The sequence below is a fragment of the Pantoea rodasii genome, from assembly GCF_002095465.1.
Classification (GTDB): domain Bacteria; phylum Pseudomonadota; class Gammaproteobacteria; order Enterobacterales; family Enterobacteriaceae; genus Pantoea; species Pantoea rodasii.
The window spans coordinates 160,861-182,502 of record NZ_MLFP01000007.1 but is presented as its reverse complement, the minus strand read 5'-3'; the positions used below and the strand labels follow the sequence as shown (position 1 = coordinate 182,502).

The window sequence follows — 21,642 nt, the reverse complement described above, 5'->3', positions numbered from 1 at the left end:
TATCTCGCGTCGGGTATTAATGCGTAATCAGGGTGCCTTCTTTTTCACCCATCACTACACGACGCAGCGCGCCAGGCTTGTTCATATTGAAGACGCGAATAGGCAGCTGATGGTCGCGCGCCAGTGTAAAGGCGGCCAAGTCCATCACTTTCAGTTCTTTATCCAGCACTTCGCCGTAGCTCAGCTGTTCGTACAGCGTGGCATCCGGGTTTTTCACCGGATCATCCGAGTAAACGCCATCGACTTTAGTGGCTTTCAGCACCACATCGGCTTCGATTTCGATGCCGCGCAAGCACGCTGCTGAATCGGTGGTAAAGAACGGGTTGCCGGTACCGGCGGCGAAGATCACTACGCGGTTATTACGCAGCAGGCTAATGGCTTCTGCCCAGCTGTAGTTATCACACACGCCATTCAGCGGAATCGCGGACATCAGACGCGCGTTGACGTACGCACGGTGCAACGCATCACGCATTGCCAGGCCGTTCATCACGGTTGCCAGCATACCCATATGGTCGCCGACCACACGGTTCATACCTGCCTGTGCCAGGCCTGCGCCACGGAACAGGTTACCGCCACCAATAACCACACCCACCTGGATGCCCAGCTCAACCAGCTCTTTCACCTCTTGCGCCATACGGTCAAGCACGCTCGCGTCAATACCAAAACCTTCGGCGCCTTGCAGTGCTTCGCCACTCAGTTTTAGCAGGATACGTTGATATACAGGTTTTGCGTTGGTCGCCATGGTCAATTCTTCCTGGAAGATGTGATGAATGAGAAGTTAAATCTGATCGATCATCCGCTTAGCGAACGAAAAAAGCTATTGGGATGAGACTGAAAAGTGGTCCACGCAAAACGCAGACAAAAAAGAACCGCCTTCCGGCGGTTCTTTCGGAGCATTAAGACTGTTTGGACATTGCAGCAACTTCTGCTGCGAAGTCAGCTTCAACTTTCTCAATGCCTTCACCCACTTCGAAGCGGATGAAGTTGATCACGTCTGCGCCTTTCTCTTTCAGAGCCTGGCCAACGGTTTTGCTTGGGTCGATGACGAAAGCCTGACCGGTCAGAGAAACTTCACCGGTGAATTTCTTCATGCGGCCTTCAACCATTTTCTCTGCGATTTCTTTTGGCTTGCCAGACTGCATGGCGATGTCCAACTGAACCTGGTACTCTTTCTCAACCACGTCAGCAGACACGTCTTCTGGCTTAACGAATTCTGGCTTGCTTGCAGCAATGTGCATGGCAACTTGCTTGCTCAGCTCTTCGTCAGCACCGGTGGTAGAAACCACAACGCCGATACGAGCACCGTGCTGATAGCTGTTCAGCTGAGCGCCTTCCAGGATAGCAACACGACGGATGTTGATGTTCTCACCGATTTTAGCAACCAGCGCTACGCGTTCTTCTTCGAACTGCGCTTTCAGAGCTTCAACATCAGTCACTTTACCAGCAACAGCTGCATCCAGAACTTTGTCAGCGAAAGCCTGGAAACCAGTATCTTTAGCAACGAAGTCGGTCTGGCAGTTAACTTCCAGAATCAGTGCAAAACCGTCAGCGATTTTAGATTTGATCACGCCATCAGCAGCAACGTTGCCTGCTTTCTTAGCGGCTTTGATCGCGCCAGATTTACGCATGTTCTCAATCGCCAGCTCGATGTCGCCGTTCGCTTCAGTCAGCGCTTTTTTGCAATCCATCATGCCTGCGCCAGTACGCTCACGCAGTTCTTTTACCAATGCAGCGGTAATTTCAGCCATTCAAAAATCCTCGATTCGTCTCTGAGTGCTTACACATTGTCAGAAACTTGTTGCGGAAAATTTACTCTGCCCCGCTTACCCGAAGGAAGCGTGACAAACTCAGATAAATAAAAGGGGCCTGTGCGGCCCCCTTAACAGATAACATCTGATGTCTAAGGGCTCTTAGAAAGAGCGAACCTTATTATGCTTCAGTTGTTTCTTCAGCCTGCTCAGCCAGGTCCTGTGAACGGCCTTCGCGAACGGTAGTCGCAACGGCAGTCAGGTACAGGGTTACAGCACGGATTGCATCGTCGTTACCAGGGATAACGAAATCAACACCATCTGGATCAGAGTTGGTATCAACGATCGCAAATACTGGGATACCCAGGTTGTTTGCTTCTTTGATCGCGATGTGTTCGTGGTCGGCGTCAACAACGAACAGTGCATCCGGTAAACCGCCCATGTCTTTGATACCGCCCAGGCTGTTTTCCAGCTTGGCCAGCTCACGAGTACGCATCAGCGCTTCTTTCTTGGTCAGTTTGTCGAAAGTACCGTCCTGAGACTGTGACTCAAGATCTTTCAGGCGTTTGATTGACTGACGAACGGTTTTCCAGTTAGTCAGCATGCCACCCAACCAGCGGTGGTTAACGAAGAACTGGTCGCAGCTCAGAGCTGACTCTTTTACCGCTTCGGCAGCAGCGCGCTTAGTACCTACGATCAGAATCTTACCTTTACGGGAAGAAATCTTTTTCAACTCAGCCAAAGCGTCGTTGAACATTGGTACAGTCTGCTCCAGGTTGATGATGTGAACCTTGTTACGTGCGCCGAAGATGAATGGCTTCATTTTCGGGTTCCAGTAACGGGTCTGGTGACCAAAGTGAACACCAGCCTTGAGCATGTCGCGCATTGAAACAGTTGCCATGATTACCTCTAAAGTATGATTGGGGTTGGGCCTCCATGTATCCCATACGACCGACCTCTTTCAAGGCACCCCGGCGTATGTGTCGATACATGTGTGTTTTAGTACACATAATGAGTTTATGCGTTTCCTGCCATCCACGAAGGTGACAGAGAATCGTCGGCGCGCTTTATACCATAATGCGCAGGATTACGCCAATAGTTGTTGGCAGTTGAGGCGCGGAACAATCCCGATTTGGCAGCCTAATTGCTGACTGCTAACATGACTGCCACAGAACTCATTATTGTCGAAAAAGTCGGCAATTGCGGAATATTTAATGGCCATTTCAATTAAAACCCCTGAAGAAATCGAAAAAAATGCGCGTGGCAGGCCGTCTGGCTGCGGAAGTGCTGGAAATGATCGCCCCGCACGTGGTGCCTGGCGTGACCACCGGTGAACTTGACCGCCTCTGCCACGATCACATCACCAACAAGCAGCAGGCAATCTCAGCTTGCCTTGGCTATCACGGCTTCCCGAAATCCGTTTGCATCTCAGTAAACGAAGTGGTGTGCCACGGTATTCCGAGCGATGACCGCGTATTGAAAGATGGTGACGTGGTCAACGTCGACGTCACGGTGATCAAAGATGAATACCATGGTGACACCTCGAAGATGTTTATCGTCGGCAAACCGACGATTCAAGGCGAGCGCCTGTGTCGCGTGACGCAGGAAAGCCTCTATATTGCGCTGCGTCTGGTGAAACCGGGCATCCGCCTGCGTGAACTGGGCCGTGCGATTCAGCAATATGTTGAAGCGCAGGATTTCTCTGTGGTGCGCGAATACTGTGGCCATGGTATCGGCAAAGGTTTCCATGAAGAGCCACAGGTGCTGCACTATGATGCGGATGACGGTGGCGTGGTGTTGCAGGCTGGCATGACCTTTACCGTTGAGCCGATGGTCAATGCCGGTGATTATCGCATCCGCACCATGAAAGATGGCTGGACCGTAAAAACCAAAGATCGCAGCTTGTCCGCACAGTATGAGCATACTATTGTGGTGACAGAAAACGGCTGTGAGATTCTGACGCTGCGTGAAGACGACACCATTGCTGCGGTGCTCGAAAACAACGCGTAACGTTCTCCAGGACAGTACCAGGCCGGCTTAATGCCGGCCTTTTTTATGACGCTTACGAGGCATGTCGATGAGTGGTAGCGTGACCGAAGCAGTACACAAAGGCCTGACCGATTCACCCGCCAGCTGGCCCGATGAAGCCCTGACGCGAGACAAGCTGAGACTCTACCTTGAGCAATTCCAGCAGCACCTCGGCATTGCCTTTGACGCGGGCACCGATGTTGAATCGCTGATTGATACCCGCACGCTGTTTATCGATCGCCTGTTACGCCGCCTGTGGCGCTTCTACGGCTTCGATAAAATGAAAGAGATTGCGTTGGTGGCCGTGGGCGGTTACGGACGTGGTGAGCTGCATCCGCTGTCAGACATCGATGTCCTGATCCTCAGTCGCCAGCCCTTAGATGAAGCCGCAGCACAGCGCACCAGCGAATTGCTGACGTTGATGTGGGACTTAAAGCTCGAAGTGGGCCACAGCGTACGCACGCTGGAAGAGTGTCTGTTGGAAGGTTTATCTGACCTCACCGTCGCCACTAATCTGATTGAATCGCGCATGCTCACCGGCGATGTTGCGCTGTTCCTTGAGCTGCAAAAGAACATTTTCAGCGATGGTTTCTGGCCGTCCGCACACTTCTTTGCCGCCAAAATTGAAGAGCAGCAGGAACGCCATCTGCGTTACCACGGCACCAGTTACAATCTCGAGCCAGATATCAAAAGCAGCCCCGGCGGCCTGCGTGACATCCACACTTTACAGTGGGTGGCGCGCCGTCACTTCGGCGCCACCACCATGGATGAAATGGTAGGTTTTGGTTTTATCACCGAAGCCGAGCGCAACGAAATCAACGAATGTCAGGAGTTTCTCTGGCGCATCCGCTTCGCCCTTCATCTAACGCTGACCCGTTACGATAACCGTTTACTGTTTGATCGCCAGCTCACCGTGGCACAGCGACTCAATTACCTCGGTGAAGGCAACGAACCGGTTGAGCGCATGATGAAGGATTTTTATCGCGTCACGCGCCGCATCGGTGAGCTGAATCAAATGCTGCTGCAGCTGTTTGATGAAGCGATTCTCGCGCTCTCCACCACGGAGAAACCCCGCAGCATTGATGATGATTTCCAGCTACGCGGCGATTTAATCGACCTGCGCGATCCGACCTTGTTCGATCGCGAACCTCAGGCCATTGTGCGCATGTTCTATGTGATGGTGCGTAACGAAAACATCAAAGGCATCTATTCCACCACGCTGCGCCATCTGCGCTATGCACGCCGCCATTTGAAACAGCCGCTGTGTCAGATTGCCGAAGCACGTGAAACCTTTATGGCGATTCTGCGTCATCCCGGCGCGGTAAAGCGTGCGTTAGTGCCGATGCATCGGCATAGCGTGCTGTGGGCCTACACGCCGCTGTGGGGCAATATTGTGGGTCAGATGCAGTTTGACCTGTTCCACGCCTACACGGTAGATGAGCACACTATTCGCGTGCTGCAAAAGCTGGAGAGTTTTGCTAACGAAGCCACGCGGCCGATGCATCCTTTATGCGTCGAACTCTGGCCGCGCTTACCGCAACCTGAGCTGCTACTGATGGCCGCTTTGCTGCACGATATCGCCAAAGGACGCGGCGGCGATCACTCGATTCTTGGCGCGCAGGATGCGCTTGATTTTGCTGAGCTGCACGGGCTTAACTCGCGGGAAATGCAGCTGGTCGCCTGGCTGGTGCGCCATCATCTGCTGATGTCCGTCACCGCCCAGCGTCGCGATATTCAGGATCCGACGGTGATTCAGCAGTTTGCCGAAGTGATGCAAAATGAAAATCGCCTGCGTTATCTGGTGTCACTGACCGTTGCCGACATCTGCGCCACCAACGAAAGCTTATGGAATAGCTGGAAGCAGAGCCTGTTGCGTGAGCTGTTCTTCGCCACCGAGAAGCAGCTGCGGCGCGGCATGGAAAATAGCCCGGATCTGCGTGAACGGGTACGGCATCATCGCTTGCAGGCGCTGGCGCTGCTGCGGATGGAAAACCTCGACGAAGAGCGTCTGCATCATATCTGGAGCCGCTGCCGCGCTGACTATTTCCTGCGCCACACACCCAATCAGCTGGCGTGGCATGCGCGCCATTTGATTCACCACGATCTCACTAAGCCGATGGTGCTGGTGAGCCCACAGGCCACACGCGGCGGCACCGAGATTTTCATCTGGAGCCCGGATCGCCCGCATCTGTTCGCCGCCGTCGCGGGGGAACTCGATCGGCGCAATCTGAGCGTGCACGACGCCCAAATCTTCACCAGCCGCGATGGCATGGCGATGGATACCTTTATCGTGCTGGAGCCGGACGGCAGTCCGCTGGCTGCCGATCGACATCCGATGATCATGCAGGCGCTGGAACAAGCCATCACCCAAACGGAATGGGTGCCGCCACGTACACGCCGCCAGTCTGCGCGACTGAAACATTTCAGTGTTGATACGGAAGTGAATTTCCTGCCGACGCATACCGACCGTCGCAGTTATCTGGAATTGGTGGCGCTGGATCAACCTGGCTTACTGGCACGTGTCGGGGAAGTGTTTGCCGACCTCGGCGTTTCGCTGCACGGCGCGCGCATCAGTACGATTGGCGAACGGGTTGAGGATCTTTTCATCCTGGCTGACAGCGAGCGACGCGCACTTGATGTAGAAATGCGCAATGTGCTGCAACAACGGTTGACAGAGGCCCTCAATCCAAACGATAAAGTGTGATCTACCCGTCATCATTCAAGCTGCAGGTGCGTTGGCTTTCCTCGCTCACCCCGGTCACATACTGATGTATGCTCCCAGGGATTCGCTGCGTTGCCGCCTTCCTGCAACCTGAATGATTTAGGGTAGACACCTAAATCATGTTCAGCAAAGGCTGGACCCGTATGACAGACTCAGGAAATTATTATGCAACAGTTACAGAGCGTTATTGAATCTGCCTTTGAGCGCCGCGCCGAGATCACGCCAGCCAGCGTAGACAGCGCGACCCGTGAAGCCATCGAACAGGTGATTGGCCTGCTGGACAGCGGTGAACTGCGCGTTTCTGAAAAGATCAACGGAGAGTGGGTAACGCATCAGTGGCTGAAGAAAGCAGTGCTGCTGTCGTTCCGCATCAATGACAACCAGGTAATTGAAGGCGCAGAAACGCGCTTCTACGACAAAGTGCCAATGAAGTTCGCTAACTGGGATGAAGCTCGCTTCAAAAATGCCGGTTTCCGCGTTGTGCCACCCGCAGCCGTGCGTCAGGGCGCCTTCATTGCGCGTAACACCGTGCTGATGCCTTCTTACGTCAACATCGGCGCTTTCGTTGATGAAGGCACCATGGTCGATACCTGGGCCACCGTGGGCTCTTGTGCGCAGATTGGTAAAAACGTCCACCTGTCTGGCGGCGTTGGCATTGGCGGCGTTCTGGAGCCACTGCAGGCCAACCCGACCATCATCGAAGACAACTGCTTCATCGGCGCGCGTTCTGAAATCGTGGAAGGCGTGATCGTTGAAGAAGGTTCTGTGATCTCAATGGGCGTCTACATCGGTCAGAGCACCAAAATTTATGACCGTGAAACGGGCGAAGTGCATTACGGCCGCGTCCCAGCGGGTTCTGTGGTGGTTTCAGGTAACCTGCCGTCTAAAGATGGCAGCTACAGCCTGTACTGTGCCGTGATCGTGAAGAAAGTTGACGCCAAAACTCTGGCAAAAACCGGTATTAACGAACTGCTGCGCACCATCGACTAAATCATCGTTTCGTCGAAAACCCCTGCCAACGGGCCTGTAATCAGGCCCGTAATCATTTCTTTACAGTCCAATCTCAACTACCTGCTTCGCGCCGCGAATTAACTGGTGCGTTTATTTTTCAAACAGTTCATAATCCGCGCCAGTTAACTCCGGTCGCGCACTGTTCATCCCGGTTTTTGTGTCTACAGTTGATTAAGTATGCCGTAAGCGTTCCGGTTGCTGCGTTTCTGCTGCATCCCGAATGATGATGATAGTCCTGCGCGCTCACCCACTCTAAGATGGAATATAAACGCTATGTACGACAACCTGAAAAGCTTAGGTATCAGCTCTCCTGAAGACATCGACCGTTACAGCCTGCGCCAGGAAGCCAGCAACGACATCCTGAAAATCTACTTCCGCAAAGACAAAGGTGAATTCTTCGCGAAAAGCGTGAAATTTAAATACCCGCGTCAGCGTAAAACTGTCGTCGCCGATCACACCAGCCAGGGTTATAAAGAAGTGCAGGAAATCAGCCCGAACCTGCGTTATGTGATCGATGAACTGGATCAGATTTGCCAGCGCGACCAGGTCGAAGTCGATCTGAAACGCAAAATCCTCGCGGATCTGCGTCATCTGGAAAACGTGGTGTCGAACAAGATCGCTGAAATTGAATCCGATCTGGATCAACTGACCCGCAACGGTCGTTAATTTCCCCCACGCGTTCCCAGGGCCAGCTTATGCTGGCCTTTTTTTGCCTTAATTCAGTTTTATCTGGGCCTGTTTCACCTATCTGTATTCACAATCCCTGGTTAGTATCGGGTTATGTCTGACTTCCGGTATAACTAAAGCCATGCAATTCGCAGCCATCACCTCAGGACAGCGCGGCCTGGATGTTCATATCGCCGGTGACCTCGCGCAAAAAATTCTATCAGGCACATTTAAGGCCGGTGACGTTCTGCCCAGCGAAGTCGAGCTGTGCAGCCTCTTTGGCGTCAGCCGAACTGCCGTACGTGAAGCACTCAAGTTGTTATCTTCGAAAGGATTATTAGAATCGCGCCCCAAACTCGGCACGCATGTTCGCGACCGCACGTACTGGAATCTGCTTGATGTACAGCTGCTGGAATGGATGAAGGGCATCGAATCAACGGCAGAGATGTATCAACAGTTTCTGGCATTCCGAGAAGCCATTGAACCGCAGGCCGCTAAACTGGCTGCGTTACATGCCACTCAGGCACAGCGCACTGAACTTTCTGTCTTATTCCGCGAAATGATCGCCGTTTGCGCCGCGAGTTCCTTCGATCTAGCTCGCTGGCTGGAAGTGGATAGCGCCTTTCATCGCCTGATTTTTCACTCCACAGACAACTGTTTTTACATCCCGTTTGGTAATTTGCTGGAAACCATCTTTAAGTGCTTCTTCACCTGGCCCTCCAGCGCGCAGGATATTTTTTGGACGAGCATCGCAAGATTTATGAAGCGATCATGCTCGGCGATGCCGATGCGGCCCACAAGGCGTCGATGGGTTTAATGCTTAACAGCACGCAGCCTCGGTTGTAACCTTCCTATCACTGATGCGTGGCTGGCCGCGACAACAACCACATATCACGCAGCGCTTCTCTTTCCGCACCTCGCGCTTCTGCTGCGCTGATATTGAACGCCGACTGCGTTTCGGTCGCGCGCTCAATCCATCGCTGATAACGGCCGCTGTTCAGGCTGCTGTCCGCGAGCGAGAGTAGCGGAATCAAGCGCACGCTAATACGATCGCGGTTTTTCCATGGCCAGCGTTTATCGTCATCGCTGAAAGGTGCCATATAATCCAGCGCACTCAGCAACGAACCGCCTTGCTGCTGATAATGCCAGAGATCGCCTGCCCCGCTCCGCTGCGCCAGTTGCGCGACGCTCGTCAGTGCCTGCAAATTGAAATAGCTGTAATGGAACGATCGCGTGCGTGCCAATTCCAGCGGCTGGGTTCCGTCCGCACGAATTTGCCCATCGATTTTATTCTGGGCTAATGCGGTCATCTGTTTAATCACTGCAGGCTGATGCAGGTACCAGGTAATTCCAGCCACTTGCGCCGCGTACCAACTGCCGTGGTTATTGGGCGCATCACGCTCGCCTTGAGCCAGCGTGTTGTTTTGCAGCCAGTCGAGATAATCGCTGAACCAGGCCTGCAGTGCGACCTGATCCTGTTGCCGCCAGCCCGGCGAATCTTGCAATAGTCGCAGTGCATCTACCACGCGAGTGGAAAAATAGCGCCCATCCAGCACCCCGGTGTGACGCCCCTGCGCTCTGCCCGGCACGCCCTGGGCAAAGTTAAGGTTGGGATTCATGCGCGTTGCTGGGTCGATAAACCAGGTGCGTATCATCGATTGGGCTTTCGTCGCATAACGCGCCTCGCCGGAAAAATACCAGGCGAGGGTGAGCGCCTGCACATCAGCGGTAAAACGCGCCAGACGCACACCGTCACTTTGATTGTTCTTACTCGCTGGATTGACCTCGCCATCGCGACGCACCCATGGCAAGCCATCGGCCTTCTCAGGATCCGGCCACCAGTAGGCGCTCAGGCTGAGGTAATCATGGCGCGAACCGCTGGGCGGTAATATACCTTTCTGAATCACGCTGGGATTTGGCTGCTTGAGTGCACGGTCAGCTGCCTGTTTGAGTTGCTGCCAGGCCTGCACGGTCTGTGGCGCAGCCTGATGACTCTCCAGCGCTGCTCGTGTCTGCTGCATCGCCTCACGGGATAAAAATGCCAGCGCGGGGAGTTGAGCATGGCAGGCCGCCGTCATCATCAAACCAACCAGTAGCCCGGCAATGCGCACTTTCAATGGCAACATCTTCCTCTCCCACTTACAACAATGATTAGCTCTGTTCGTCCAGTTGCAACGCCACATACAGCAGCAGACGATCGTCAAAATTACCCAAATTTAATCCGGTGAGTTCGGAGATGCGGTTAAGGCGATACTCCAGGGTATTACGATGGATAAACAGCGCGCGCGCCGTGGCGCTCGGCTGGACGTTATGGCTGAACCACGCCACCAGCGTGCGGCGCAATAAACCATTATTATCATTGGCTTTCAGTTTCGCCAGCGGACGCGCCAGCTCATTGGCTTGCCAGCCTCCGCGCAAACTGTCCAGCAGCACGGGCAACACCAGATCCTGATAGAAGAAGCTGCGCTGTTCAGGCATACGCTGTTTGCCCACCATCATGGTGGTGCGCGCCGTACGATAGGAACGGGCAATACTGCCGGGGCCGGTAAAGAAATTGCCGAGCGCGATGCGCATGCGTACCTGACCACTCTCTTTCATGCGTTGTAACAGTTGATCGACACGACGGCGGTGATCGTCCTGATCGTAACGGCCATGGGCGTTGAGCGCTGGCTTTAAGACCACCATTTCAGTGAGTGAGACGATGGCAATCAGGTTGTCACGATCCGGCGTGGTCAGTAGCGTTTGCAACTGCTGGAGTTCCGACATGGCGCTGTCAACGCCAAGCTGGCCACTGTCCACTTCCACCACCGCCACCACGCGCGGTTGATTAAGATCGATGCCCAGGCGCTGCGCCCATTCGCTCAGCGCGGGTGAAAGCGTATCGCTGCGGATCAGGTTCAACACCAACTCCTCGCGCAGACGACTGTCCTGCGCCAGCATGTGCAGCAGCCGTGCCTGCTCCAGCATCATTTCCGCCGTCATACACACCAGTTCACCGTAGTGACGCAGTGCCGTAGGTTGACCGGTCAGGCCGATAACACCCACGATTTCACCATCAATACGCAACGGCAAGTTGATGCCTGGCCGCACGCCGTGCAAGTGTTTTGCCACGGCTTCATCGATATCCACCACTCTTCCCTGCGACAACACCAACAGCGCACCTTCGTGCAATTCGCCAATACGCTCACGATCACCGCTGCCGATAATGCGGCCGCGCGCATCCATCACGTTGACATTACTGTCAATAATTTGCATGGTGCGGGCAACAATATCCTGAGCCAGTCGCGCATCGAGATGATAGGTGGCCATCAATCACTCCAGAGAAAGAGACGAATTGACAGAATACGCATCCCACGCACGCCTGGCATTGTGCAACTGCACATAGCCGGATGGAGAATGCGGGAATTGCGGTGGACGTCACATTGCGAAACCGGCAGCTGCACAATTTGGACCACCTTAAAAGGGTGCTGATGCTAGCGAGTGGCGCAGCCGCGCATGACAAAAACAAAACAGGCGAGCCGAAGCTCGCCTGTTGACATCATCAGATGACTTTACTGCATCAGCAGGTAGAGGCTGCTGTCTCCGCGTTGCACGTTCAGTGCCAGCACGGACGGTTTAGTATCAAGGATTTTGCGCAGTTCACCGAGATTAGCGATAGCCTGTTGGTTGACGCCCAGAATCACGTCACCTTTCTTCAGACCAATCCTCGCCGCTGCACTGCCCGCTTTCACATTATCCACACGCACGCCTTTCTGGCCATTGCTGTCGATATTGCTCAGGTCGGCTCCTTCAATGCCAGTGTAGATAGTGGCGGACTGCACTTTTTCCTGCGTGCTCTGTTGCAACTCAACCGTGATATTCACCGGCTTGCCATCACGCAACAGACCCAACTGCAGTTTAGTGCCGACCGGCAGTGAACCCACTTCAGCACGCAACGCCGCAAAGCTGGTCAACGGTTTACCGTTCATCGACACCACAACATCACCGGCTTTCACGCCCGCTTTTGCCGCTGCCGAATTCGGCAGAACCTGGCTGACAAAGGCACCGCGCTGGGCATCGACTTTCATCGCTTTCGCCAGTTCAGAGTTTAACTCGGTGCCCATAATACCCAGCTCACCGCGTTTCACCTGGCCAAACTCGATCATCTGCGCCGTCAGGTTTTTCACCATCGCACTCGGGATCGCAAAGCCGATGCCGATATTGCCGCCGTCTGGCGCCAGAATCGCCGTGTTGATGCCGATCAGTTCACCGTTCAGGTTCACCAGCGCACCACCGGAGTTACCGCGGTTAATCGCGGCGTCGGTCTGAATAAAGTTTTCGTAATTTTCAACGTTGAGACCACTACGTCCCAGTGCAGAAACGATACCGGAGGTCACCGTTTCGCCGAGTCCGTAAGGGTTACCGATCGCAACGGTATAATCACCTACACGCAGGTCGTCAGAGTCGGCGATCTTAATCGCCGTCAGGTTTTCGCGTCCTGCAGCTGAATCAGCGCGATATCAGACTGCGGATCTTTGCCGATCACTTTGGCGTCATAGCGACGGCCATCGCTCAGCTGCACCTGAATTTTAGTGGCGTTGTCCACCACGTGATTGTTGGTAACCACATAGCCTTTATCAGCATTGATCACCACACCTGAACCCAGCGCGCGGAATTTTTGCTGCTGAGTGTTGGCTCCGCCGCTGTCACCGCCCTGGCTTCCCTCACCGCCGCTCTGGCACATTGGCGAGCTTTGGAAAGGCGATCCGTCCTGGCAGAAAGGTGAATTATCACCAAAGAATTGCTGGAACTGCTGCGGCATGCGCGGGGTTTTCACCGTGGTGCTGCCTTCAACGCTAATACTCACCACGGAAGGCATGACTTTTTCCAGCATCGGTGCCAGGCTTGGCAACTGTTGGCTCGAGGAGGAAGCACTTTCCGCCGCGAAACTCACAGGGCTCATTGCCATGCCCAGACTAAGCGCCAGTGCACTTAACATTAATGTGCTTTTTTTCATTTGTCTGTGTCTCTCTAAGATTTACGGCCAGACCATTGCTGTGGTCGTGATGATGAGATTAAGTTTTTAGCGCGAAGTTCCTACTAAAGTTTTGGTCAAAGGTAAAAATTTATTCTTCATCTTTACAATTCTCACCTTATTCCACGGCCATTAAACGGCGATACTCATCCCAGGCGTAATTGTCTGTCATACCGCTGATATAGTCCTGAATCAGCCGTGAACGATAATAACGTTCCCACAACAAACGCTGATATTTATGCTCGACAATTAATGAGCGCGTCTGCTGTTGATAGGCTTTGCGATGTTTTCCTGAAAGCTTATGAAACAGTCGGGTTTCAATCGGATGTTGCGGTAAGAAATCGTCGTTCATCAGGCTGGTAAACTGCTCATAATCCAACAACATCAACGACTGATAGATTTCCAGCAGGCCTTTTATCACCCGATAACCCTGTAATTCCAGCTGTTCAACTTCAGGATGGTTAAATACCCGCTGTCGCGCCACGGTTTTAAATAATTTCAATAAACGGCCTTCTTCACCGTCATCTTCCAGCAGTGCGTGATTGAAGTTTCCTTCGAAAATAGCCGGAAGGTTATCGACAAAACGGCGCACAGCATGGCTGACTAACACATTTTGTACGTTAACCCGAAGCGACATGAAAAATTGGTCGCTAACACTGCGACGTTTTTTCTGATTGGCCTCTTTCCAGGCCTCGCCCACCGTGCGGCTAAATGCATCGCCACTGTTTACCGCCCCCCAAGCCTGGAGCAAATATTTATACAAGGTTTCGACATCGAAAATATCTTTTTCGACGGCATCATCTAAATCAGCAATACAGTAAGAAATATCGTCGGCGGCTTCCATAATCCAGGTGAGTGGATAACGGTGATGTTCTTTAATATCGGTGGCGGCCCGTAAGTCAGCCACATATTCGCGCTCGGACAAATAAAAGCCCGGCTTCTTCATCAACACGCTAAACGCTTCCGGCTTATCGCCCTGCCACCACGCCGGTGCGGTGTATTTTAAAATACAGGCGACCTGCGCATAGCTGAGATTGAGCTGCAGCAGTGTATGTACGAGACGAATCGCCTGCGCGTTGCCCTCAAAGTGGCACAAATCCTGACGAATCATTGCATTTAGCTGGTCAAAATCCGCGCGCTGATGTTCATCGGCCACGCCCGCCACCAGCGGGTCCACCAGCTCAAGAGGCAGATTGTCGTCAAACCAGTCATTAATCGCGGCTTCACCAAAGTGGCCAAACGGCGGATTACCCACATCATGCAGCAGGCAGGCCATCTCAATCAGGCTCTCAAACGCACCTTCAAACTCATCCAGTCCGTAATTCGCCAGCCCACCGCCCTGCGTTTTCAGGTTTTGCAGGATCTCTTTGGTGATATAGCGCCCGGTTTGCTGCACTTCCAGCGAATGCGTCAGACGCGAACGCACCGCAGCATTGCGCTCCAGCGGAAACACCTGCGTCTTTTGTTGCAAACGGCGAATAGCAGCAGAATTGATGATGCGCCCACGGTCACTCTCAAAGTGGCGGGTAATAAAGTATTCGCCCTCGGGATCTTTGCGGCTGGTATAAGGTCGGGTGAAACTGATCTTATTTTTGAAATTGATCGGCGCCATCATTACCCCTTATTTTTGGTGAATTCATCCTCTGCCAGCCATGGTAGACTATGCCTCACTTTTAAGCTTTACATCCATAACTACAGCGAGATTCTTTATGAAAGCAGGCATTATTGGCGCGATGGAGCAGGAAGTCACCCTGCTGCGTGACAAAATTGAAAACCGTCAGACCCTGACGCTGGCTGGTTGTGAAATTTATACCGGCACGCTGAACGGTGTTGAGGTTGCTCTGCTGAAATCAGGCATCGGTAAAACGGCGGCGGCACTTGGCACGACCCTGTTGCTGGAGCTGTGCAAACCCGATGTGGTGATCAACACCGGTTCGGCGGGCGGCTTGGCTGCAACCCTGAAGGTCGGCGATATCGTGGTCTCCGATGAAGTGCGCTATCACGATGCCGACGTCACCGCGTTTGGTTATGAACCAGGCCAGATGGCCGGTTGCCCGGCAGCCTTTGTGGCGGATGAAAAACTGATCGCCGCTGCGGAGCAAGTGATTAAGCAATTGGATCTCAACGCCGTGCGCGGTTTAGTGGTCAGCGGTGATGCGTTCATCAACGGTGCTGAGCCACTGGCACGCATCCGCTCCACCTTCCCACAGGCGATCGCCGTGGAGATGGAAGCCACCGCTATCGGTCACGTTTGCCATCAGTTCAAGGTGCCGTTCGTGGTGGTGCGCGCGATTTCTGATGTGGCGGATAAAGAATCCCACCTGAGCTTTGATGAGTTTCTGGTGGTTGCCGCAAAACAATCGTCACTGATGGTTGAAAACCTGCTGGCGCAGCTGGCGCGTGGCTAAATATCTGCTTTTAGGGCTATTGCTGATTGGCAATAGCCTGTTTGCCGCTGCACCCCGTGTCATCACCCTGTCGCCCCATCTTACCGAACTGGCATTCGCTGCAGGCATTACGCCGGTGGCGGTCAGTGCGTATTCAGATTTCCCGGTGCAGGCAACCCAGCTTGAACAGGTGGCAAACTGGCAGGGCATTAAAGTTGAGCGCATCCTGCAACTGAAACCGGACGTGGTGCTGGCCTGGCGCGGCGGTAATCCGCAGCGGCAGATCGATCAACTGCAACGTTTAGGCATTAAGGTTGAGTGGATCGATCCGCAATCCATCGATCAGATGATTGATGCGCTGGCAGCGCTAAAACAGTGGAGTCCACAACCTCAGCAAGCGCTAGACGCCGCCCAATCACTGCGAGAGCAGGAAAATGAGCTACGTAAACAGTATCAACAGCACACGCCAATTCCACTGTTTCTGCAGTTCGGCCAGCAGCCACTGTTTACAGCCTCACGCAACACGTTGCAAAACGAAGTCATCACGCTGTGCGGTGGCAAAAACATCTTTGCTGACAGCCGCGTGAACTGGCCGCAGGTCAGTCGTGAGCAAGTGCTGGCGCGTCATCCGCAGGCGATTGTGATTGGCGGTGACCGTGCTCAAGCTGCAAATATCGTGAAATTCTGGCAGCCACAGCTGATGGTGCCAGTGATCGCCATCAATGATGATTGGCTCAGTCGTCCTGGCCCGCGTATCCTGCTGGCAGCCAAACAGCTGTGCGCTGATTTACATCCGGCGAAAATAAACACCATAAAAGATTAAAGATTCGGCAAAAATTGTCGAAAATCAAAATATAAGGCACTGCGGCCACGTATGCTCAGTGCCCTTTTTGCGCAACGCGCAACTTTTGACTTCACCAGGAATTATTCATGACCAGAGCACTGCTCATGGCCATAGGGCTCGCGATGGCTGCGCCAATTGGCGCGGCGACTTCAACCGGCTCAATTGCCGTCACGCTGACGTTATTTTCCCGCTGTGATATTTCACGCCAGAGCGAACAAACATTGCCATCGATTGATTGTGGACGTCACTTCAGTGCACAGCCGCGGGTGACCGAAAGCGTGTTAAAACGCGATGCGAAGCGTCGAGAAACGTCACGATTAGTGACCGTTGAATGGTAGGTTTCTGGCCGCCAGAACGGCGGCCAGAACAAGTATCAGATACTGAAAGAAGAACCACAGCCGCAGGTGGTTTTCGCGTTCGGGTTTGTCACGATAAAACGTGAACCCTCAAGGCCTTCAGTGTAATCGACCGAACCACCCACCAAATATTGCAGGCTCATGGGATCAACCACCAACGCCACGCCCTGCTTCTCAATGGTCATGTCGCCGTCATTCATTTGATCGTCAAAGGTAAATCCGTACTGAAAACCACTGCAACCGCCGCCAGTGATATACACGCGCAGTTTCAGCTCTGGATTTTCTTCATCCGCTATCAGGTTTTTTACTTTTTTCGCTGCTGCCTCAGTGAATTGCAAAGGCAACACGGCTACGTCGTCACTCATGTTTTACTCCGGGTAAACGTCCAGGTCAGAAAACGACCTTAATTCCGCTATTATCTGCCAGCCGCCCAGTGCAATCAAGTACCCGACTTGTCACTGTGTGCCGACCAGGGTGCGCTAAAGTATAGCTTTACTAAGGGCTTTCGCACCCATGCGCCTTTCGCCGCGAGACGTTCTTCCCTAAAATGGCGCCAGAATTTATTCCAGAACAGCAGGAGCCGAACAATGAGTAAGTCAGAAAACCTGTATGCCGAAGCGCAACGCCTGATCCCTGGCGGTGTGAACTCCCCGGTACGTGCTTTTACCGGTGTGGGCGGCGTGCCGCTGTTCATCGAACGCGCCGACGGTGCCTATTTGTATGACGCCGATGGCAAAGCCTATATCGACTATGTCGGTTCATGGGGCCCAATGGTACTGGGGCACAACAACGCCACCATTCGTAATGCGGTGATTGAAGCGGCATCACGCGGTTTGAGTTTCGGTGCACCAACCGAAATGGAAGTGAAAATGGCGGAGTTGGTGTGTGAGCTGGTGCCAAGTATGGACATGGTGCGCATGGTGAACTCCGGTACCGAAGCCACCATGAGCGCGATTCGTCTGGCGCGAGGCTTTACCCATCGTGACAAGATTATTAAATTCGAAGGCTGCTACCACGGCCACGCCGACTGCCTGCTGGTGAAAGCCGGTTCCGGCGCGTTGACCTTAGGCCAACCGAACTCGCCGGGCGTTCCTGCAGATTTTGCTAAACACACCCTGACCTGCACCTATAACGATCTGGCATCAGTGCGCGAGGCCTTCGAGCAGTATCCAGAAGATATCGCCTGTATCATCGTTGAGCCGGTTGCGGGCAACATGAACTGCATCCCGCCACAGCCGGACTTTCTGCCAGGACTGCGTGCACTTTGCGATGAGTTCGACGCATTGCTGATTATTGATGAAGTGATGACCGGCTTCCGTGTGGCGCTGGGCGGTGCTCAGGCCTATTACGATGTTACTCCAGACCTGACCTGCCTCGGCAAAATCATCGGCGGCGGGATGCCGGTGGGCGCGTTTGGTGGTCGTCGTGATGTGATGACAGCGCTGGCACCAACCGGGCCGGTTTATCAGGCGGGTACGCTGTCGGGTAACCCGATTGCGATGGCAGCCGGTTTTGCCTGTCTGACACAGATTGCTCAACCGGGCACGCACAGCACTCTGACCGACCTCACCACGCAGCTGTCTGAAGGCTTGCTGGCAGCGGCTAAAGCGGAAAACATCCCGCTGGTGATCAACCGTGTTGGCGGTATGTTCGGTATTTTCTTCACCGATGCAGAGAGCGTAACCTGCTATGCAGACGTGACGAAATGCGACGTTGAGCGCTTTAAGCGCTTCTTCCACCTGATGCTGGAACAAGGCGTGTACCTCGCACCTTCTGCCTTTGAAGCGGGCTTTATGTCACTGGCGCACAGCCAGGAAGATATTCAGCGCACCGTAGATGCAGCACGCCGCAGTTTCGCGCAGCTGTAAATCAATTAGCGGGCGCCATGAATGGCGCCCGCTACATTAGTGCCCGACTGAACCTTAAGGCGCAGTTACCCCGCAGACACCCATTGCCGAAATCTGCGCATTTATGCGTGCCCCACAGAAACCCATTGCCGTAGGTTGCGCATTTATGCGCGACGCAACAGCCAGATAAAGTACGGCGCGCCAAAGAAGGTCGCCATCAGCCCTGCCGGGATCTGATCCGGGAACGCCAGCATCCTGCCACACCAGTCGGCAAACACCATCAACCCGCCGCCTAATAATCCCGCCATCAACACCTGCGGTAAGGCACGCCGGAAACCTAGCATGCGCACGATATGCGGCGCCATCAAACCGACAAAACTCAACGGACCAATGGTTAAGGTGGCCGTTGCCGTCAGCGCCGCCGCCAGCAGCAGCAAGCTCAGACGCGAGCCGGTCAATGCCATACCGGCCGAACGCGCCGTAGCGCTGCCCAACGGCAGCAGCGTGAGCCAGCGACTCGCCAGCGGGGCTAGTGCTATCAGGATGATACCCACCACGGCACTTTGCACTGCTTGCGACAGATTGATGTTGTAGGTTGAACCGGAAATCCAGCTCAGCAGACCGCCCATCCGCGGATCGCCGCTCGCCATTAACACCATCAGCAAAGTGACAAACGCACTGTTGAGCGCCATACCCGCCAGCAGCATCCGTTCCGGTGAGAAGCCACCGCGACTGGCGACCAGCATAATCACCAGCAGCGTCAGCGCCGCGCCCAGTGCCCCGGCTGGCAGCAGCCATGCCACCGCATCGCCGGGCACGAAGAACATCATCACCACCACACCACAGGCCGCACCGGAGCTGATGCCTAATACTTCCGGGCTTGCCATCGGGTTGCCGGTGAGGCGTTGAATCAGCGCACCGGCCACACCCAGCATCATGCCCACCACCAGCGCCGCCAGCACGCGCGGTGCACGCCACGGCAACAGCTGATGCAGCATTTCACCGCTCGCCCACGTCCAGCTATGCGCATCGCGACCAAACGACAGGCCAGCAGCACTCAACAGTGCCAAAATCCCTAAACCGATGCCGCACCATAGCAGCACCTTTTGACGCTCTGCCGGCACTTTGTCACCGATATTCATCGCCGGAGGAACCGAACCGGTGCGCAATCGCGGCAATAGCCACAGCAGAATCGGCACACCGATCAGCGCCGTCGCCGTTCCGGTGGAGACTTCGCGCCAGTGGCTGGTCAGCCACAGCACGCACTGATCGGCGAGCCACAGCAGTAAGGCACCGATCAGCGGCGCCAGCAACATGCGGCTCAGCAAGCGGCGGCCGCCCAGCATTTTCGCCAGCAGCGGCGCAAACAGGCCGATAAAACCAATAATCCCGGCGACGTTTACCAATTGCGCACTCAGCAAGATGGCCAACGCCAGAGAGGCAATGCGCGCCACCGACAGCGCCAGTCCGAGGTTTTTGCCACGCCATCATCCAGCCCCATCAGCGTCAGCGGACGTAACAGTGCCAGTGCGACCACAAAGGCCAGCAGCAGACGTGGCCACAGCATCGCGACGTTATGCCCATCCATCTGATTCAGTGCGCCAGTGCTCCACAGGAACATATTCAGCAGTTGGTCGTGGTTGAAGATGGCAAAGATTTGGTTCACCGAACCGGCATATAAGCTGAGCACCAGCCCGGCGAGGATCAGCGTTACCGGCGACAGCCGTTTGCCCCATGCCACGCCAAACACCAGAATGCCCACCAGCACCGCACCGGCCATCGCGGCAAATTGCTGCGTCAGCTCGCCGCCCGGCAAGTGCCAGAGCGTCGCAACGGTAATACCGAGTTGCGCGCCCGATGACACGCCCAGCGTAGTCGGTTCGGCCAGCGGATTGCGCAGCACCTGTTGAAACAGCAGGCCAGCCAATCCGAGGCCCGCGCCCACCAGCAGCGCCAGGGCCAGCCGCGACAACAGGCTGTGATGGAACACCACTTGTTGAATACTGTTGATATCGGGGGCAAAGAGAGCCTGCTGCCACTGCGCCACGGGCAAGGCTTCACGCAGGTTGATATAGGTCAGCGCCAGCGCCAGCAAGAACATGCTGCTCAGCAGCATCACAGGAAAGAGACGATGGCGCATCATTGCGACTCCAGCGCGTGTTCCAGCACGCGAACAAATTTCAGCGCCGAATAGGTCGCGCCGTAATACCACACCGCCGGAACGCGCTGAAAGCGGCCGCTGCGAATAAACGGCAATGCCTGCCACAGCGCGGTTTTCATCACCTGCTGCATATCCCGATCGTTGTCGTGATCAAAGCAGATCACCTGCACATCGCCGACATCGGCCAGCCGTTCAAGCCCCACTACGGCGCTGCCCCAGAAGTTGGTTTCACCATGCCAGGCGTTGCTCAGGCCAAGGATTTCCATCACTTCCAGAAACAGACTGTTGGTGCCAAAGGTGATCGCGTGGCGGCTGTCCATTAATGACATCAGCAGCACCGGGCGATCCGCCCAAGGCTTCAGACGCTCCCGCGCCGCCGCTAGCTGCTCGTCAAGGAATTGCAGATGTTGTGCGGCCTGCGCTTCACGCCCCAGCCGGGCACCGAGTGCATGCAGTGATTTGCGGGCAGTGCTGAGCGGTTTACCGTCGCCGCTATTGAGATCAAAGCCCATGGTAGGTGCGATGCGATCGAGTTTATCCAGCCCAGGACCGTAGCCGTTGGAGTGCAGGATTAAGGAAGGTTCGAGCTGCGTCATCAGTTCCAGATTGGGTTCGGTGCGCAAGCCGAGATCAATAGTGCTGGCAGGCAGCAGCGGCTCGCCCACCCAGATGTTGTAGTTACGCAAATCGGCCACACCGAGCGGTGAAACACCCAGCGCCATCAGTAACTCCACCGGCAGCCACTCCAGCGCCAGGATGCGCTGCAGATCAGGTATTGCCGCGCGTAGTGGGGCAACATTCATCAGTGGCGAAAGTGCCAGCGCCGTCAATAAGCGACGGCGGGAAATGTCGAACATG

Annotated in this window: 16 protein-coding genes and 3 pseudogenes; 9 read left to right on the top strand and 10 right to left on the bottom strand. The window is 54.6% G+C overall.

Annotation, left to right across the window (positions count from 1 at the left end; translation table 11 throughout):
- Window positions 1–16 precede the first annotated feature (16 nt).
- From pyrH to rpsB, 3 genes are all read right to left on the bottom strand, one after another.
- On the bottom strand, window positions 17–742 hold the full coding sequence (gene pyrH, locus HA45_RS12025; RefSeq protein WP_039331221.1) for a UMP kinase: 726 nt from the start codon (window positions 740–742) through the stop codon (window positions 17–19).
- 154 nt (window positions 743–896) lie between these two features.
- On the bottom strand, window positions 897–1,748 hold the full coding sequence (tsf, locus tag HA45_RS12020; protein ID WP_100704651.1) for a translation elongation factor Ts: 852 nt from the start codon (window positions 1,746–1,748) through the stop codon (window positions 897–899).
- Window positions 1,749–1,929: 181 nt separating this feature from the next.
- On the bottom strand, window positions 1,930–2,649 hold the full coding sequence (gene rpsB, locus HA45_RS12015) for a 30S ribosomal protein S2 (protein ID WP_100704650.1): 720 nt from the start codon (window positions 2,647–2,649) through the stop codon (window positions 1,930–1,932).
- 313 nt (window positions 2,650–2,962) lie between these two features.
- On the opposite strand from rpsB, the pseudogene map reads away from it, so the two are divergent.
- The 5 genes and pseudogenes from map (at window position 2,963) to HA45_RS11990 (ending at window position 8,992) form a co-directional block, all read left to right on the top strand.
- A pseudogene (map, locus tag HA45_RS12010) lies at window positions 2,963–3,758 on the top strand (type I methionyl aminopeptidase).
- Between the two features lie 67 nt (window positions 3,759–3,825).
- Complete coding sequence (glnD, locus tag HA45_RS12005; protein WP_100704649.1) at window positions 3,826–6,480, top strand: bifunctional uridylyltransferase/uridylyl-removing protein GlnD; 2,655 nt, start codon at window positions 3,826–3,828, stop codon at window positions 6,478–6,480.
- A 183-nt stretch (window positions 6,481–6,663) separates the two neighbouring features.
- Window positions 6,664–7,488 (top strand): 2,3,4,5-tetrahydropyridine-2,6-dicarboxylate N-succinyltransferase, encoded by an 825-nt coding sequence (gene dapD, locus HA45_RS12000; protein ID WP_100704648.1) that lies wholly within the window; start codon window positions 6,664–6,666, stop codon window positions 7,486–7,488.
- 294 nt (window positions 7,489–7,782) lie between these two features.
- Window positions 7,783–8,175 carry a DUF3461 family protein gene (locus HA45_RS11995; protein WP_034829501.1) on the top strand — a complete coding sequence of 131 codons (393 nt, stop codon included), beginning with the start codon at window positions 7,783–7,785 and terminating at the stop codon, window positions 8,173–8,175.
- Between the two features lie 142 nt (window positions 8,176–8,317).
- Window positions 8,318–8,992 carry a FadR/GntR family transcriptional regulator gene (locus tag HA45_RS11990; RefSeq protein ID WP_244563429.1) on the top strand — a complete coding sequence of 225 codons (675 nt, stop codon included), beginning with the start codon at window positions 8,318–8,320 and terminating at the stop codon, window positions 8,990–8,992.
- 37 nt (window positions 8,993–9,029) lie between these two features.
- Here HA45_RS11990 and HA45_RS11985 read toward each other — a convergent pair whose 3' ends face one another.
- From HA45_RS11985 to dgt, 4 genes and pseudogenes are all read right to left on the bottom strand, one after another.
- On the bottom strand, window positions 9,030–10,301 hold the full coding sequence (locus HA45_RS11985) for an alginate lyase family protein (protein ID WP_100704646.1): 1,272 nt from the start codon (window positions 10,299–10,301) through the stop codon (window positions 9,030–9,032).
- 25 nt (window positions 10,302–10,326) lie between these two features.
- Entirely contained in the window at window positions 10,327–11,484 is a 1,158-nt protein-coding gene (locus tag HA45_RS11980; RefSeq protein ID WP_100704645.1) for a CdaR family transcriptional regulator, read from the bottom strand.
- Window positions 11,485–11,726: 242 nt separating this feature from the next.
- Window positions 11,727–13,171: pseudogene (degP, locus tag HA45_RS11975) on the bottom strand (serine endoprotease DegP).
- Window positions 13,172–13,307: 136 nt separating this feature from the next.
- Window positions 13,308–14,801: a dGTPase gene (gene dgt / locus HA45_RS11970; protein WP_100704643.1), complete on the bottom strand. Its 1,494-nt coding sequence runs from the start codon at window positions 14,799–14,801 to the stop codon at window positions 13,308–13,310.
- Window positions 14,802–14,898: 97 nt separating this feature from the next.
- Between dgt and mtnN the strand changes: the two genes are divergently transcribed.
- The 3 genes from mtnN to HA45_RS11955 all read left to right on the top strand — a co-directional run bounded on the left by mtnN (window position 14,899) and on the right by HA45_RS11955 (window position 16,758).
- Entirely contained in the window at window positions 14,899–15,597 is a 699-nt protein-coding gene (gene mtnN, locus HA45_RS11965; RefSeq protein WP_100704642.1) for a 5'-methylthioadenosine/S-adenosylhomocysteine nucleosidase, read from the top strand.
- On the top strand, window positions 15,590–16,399 hold the full coding sequence (gene btuF, locus HA45_RS11960; RefSeq protein WP_100704693.1) for a vitamin B12 ABC transporter substrate-binding protein BtuF: 810 nt from the start codon (window positions 15,590–15,592) through the stop codon (window positions 16,397–16,399). The genes mtnN and btuF overlap by 8 nt, the downstream gene beginning before the upstream one ends.
- 107 nt (window positions 16,400–16,506) lie before the next feature.
- Window positions 16,507–16,758: a hypothetical protein gene (locus HA45_RS11955; RefSeq protein ID WP_100704641.1), complete on the top strand. Its 252-nt coding sequence runs from the start codon at window positions 16,507–16,509 to the stop codon at window positions 16,756–16,758.
- Window positions 16,759–16,793: 35 nt separating this feature from the next.
- Here the strand turns inward: HA45_RS11955 and erpA are convergent, their stop codons facing one another.
- Entirely contained in the window at window positions 16,794–17,141 is a 348-nt protein-coding gene (erpA, locus tag HA45_RS11950; protein ID WP_100704640.1) for an iron-sulfur cluster insertion protein ErpA, read from the bottom strand.
- A 222-nt stretch (window positions 17,142–17,363) separates the two neighbouring features.
- Between erpA and hemL the strand changes: the two genes are divergently transcribed.
- Complete coding sequence (gene hemL, locus HA45_RS11945) at window positions 17,364–18,644, top strand: glutamate-1-semialdehyde 2,1-aminomutase (RefSeq protein ID WP_100704639.1); 1,281 nt, start codon at window positions 17,364–17,366, stop codon at window positions 18,642–18,644.
- A gap of 143 nt (window positions 18,645–18,787) precedes the next feature.
- Here the strand turns inward: hemL and fhuB are convergent.
- A pseudogene (fhuB, locus tag HA45_RS11940) lies at window positions 18,788–20,763 on the bottom strand (Fe(3+)-hydroxamate ABC transporter permease FhuB).
- A complete protein-coding gene (gene fhuD / locus HA45_RS11935) occupies window positions 20,763–21,641 on the bottom strand; it encodes a Fe(3+)-hydroxamate ABC transporter substrate-binding protein FhuD (RefSeq protein ID WP_100704638.1) in 879 nt (292 codons plus the stop codon). The pseudogene fhuB and the gene fhuD overlap by 1 nt, the downstream one beginning before the upstream one ends.
- Window position 21,642 lies beyond the last annotated feature (1 nt).

What these genes read in the sequence shown, in the direction of transcription:
- pyrH (WP_039331221.1), bottom strand. Translation starts at nt 742, where the DNA reads ATGGCGACCAACGCAAAACCTGTATATCAACGTATCCTGCTAAAACTG.
- tsf (WP_100704651.1), bottom strand. Translation starts at nt 1,748, where the DNA reads ATGGCTGAAATTACCGCTGCATTGGTAAAAGAACTGCGTGAGCGTACT.
- rpsB (WP_100704650.1), bottom strand. Translation starts at nt 2,649, where the DNA reads ATGGCAACTGTTTCAATGCGCGACATGCTCAAGGCTGGTGTTCACTTT.
- glnD (WP_100704649.1), top strand. Translation starts at nt 3,826, where the DNA reads ATGAGTGGTAGCGTGACCGAAGCAGTACACAAAGGCCTGACCGATTCA.
- dapD (WP_100704648.1), top strand. Translation starts at nt 6,664, where the DNA reads ATGCAACAGTTACAGAGCGTTATTGAATCTGCCTTTGAGCGCCGCGCC.
- HA45_RS11995 (WP_034829501.1), top strand. Translation starts at nt 7,783, where the DNA reads ATGTACGACAACCTGAAAAGCTTAGGTATCAGCTCTCCTGAAGACATC.
- HA45_RS11990 (WP_244563429.1), top strand. Translation starts at nt 8,318, where the DNA reads ATGCAATTCGCAGCCATCACCTCAGGACAGCGCGGCCTGGATGTTCAT.
- HA45_RS11985 (WP_100704646.1), bottom strand. Translation starts at nt 10,301, where the DNA reads ATGTTGCCATTGAAAGTGCGCATTGCCGGGCTACTGGTTGGTTTGATG.
- HA45_RS11980 (WP_100704645.1), bottom strand. Translation starts at nt 11,484, where the DNA reads ATGGCCACCTATCATCTCGATGCGCGACTGGCTCAGGATATTGTTGCC.
- dgt (WP_100704643.1), bottom strand. Translation starts at nt 14,801, where the DNA reads ATGGCGCCGATCAATTTCAAAAATAAGATCAGTTTCACCCGACCTTAT.
- mtnN (WP_100704642.1), top strand. Translation starts at nt 14,899, where the DNA reads ATGAAAGCAGGCATTATTGGCGCGATGGAGCAGGAAGTCACCCTGCTG.
- HA45_RS11955 (WP_100704641.1), top strand. Translation starts at nt 16,507, where the DNA reads ATGACCAGAGCACTGCTCATGGCCATAGGGCTCGCGATGGCTGCGCCA.
- erpA (WP_100704640.1), bottom strand. Translation starts at nt 17,141, where the DNA reads ATGAGTGACGACGTAGCCGTGTTGCCTTTGCAATTCACTGAGGCAGCA.
- hemL (WP_100704639.1), top strand. Translation starts at nt 17,364, where the DNA reads ATGAGTAAGTCAGAAAACCTGTATGCCGAAGCGCAACGCCTGATCCCT.
- fhuD (WP_100704638.1), bottom strand. Translation starts at nt 21,641, where the DNA reads ATGTTCGACATTTCCCGCCGTCGCTTATTGACGGCGCTGGCACTTTCG.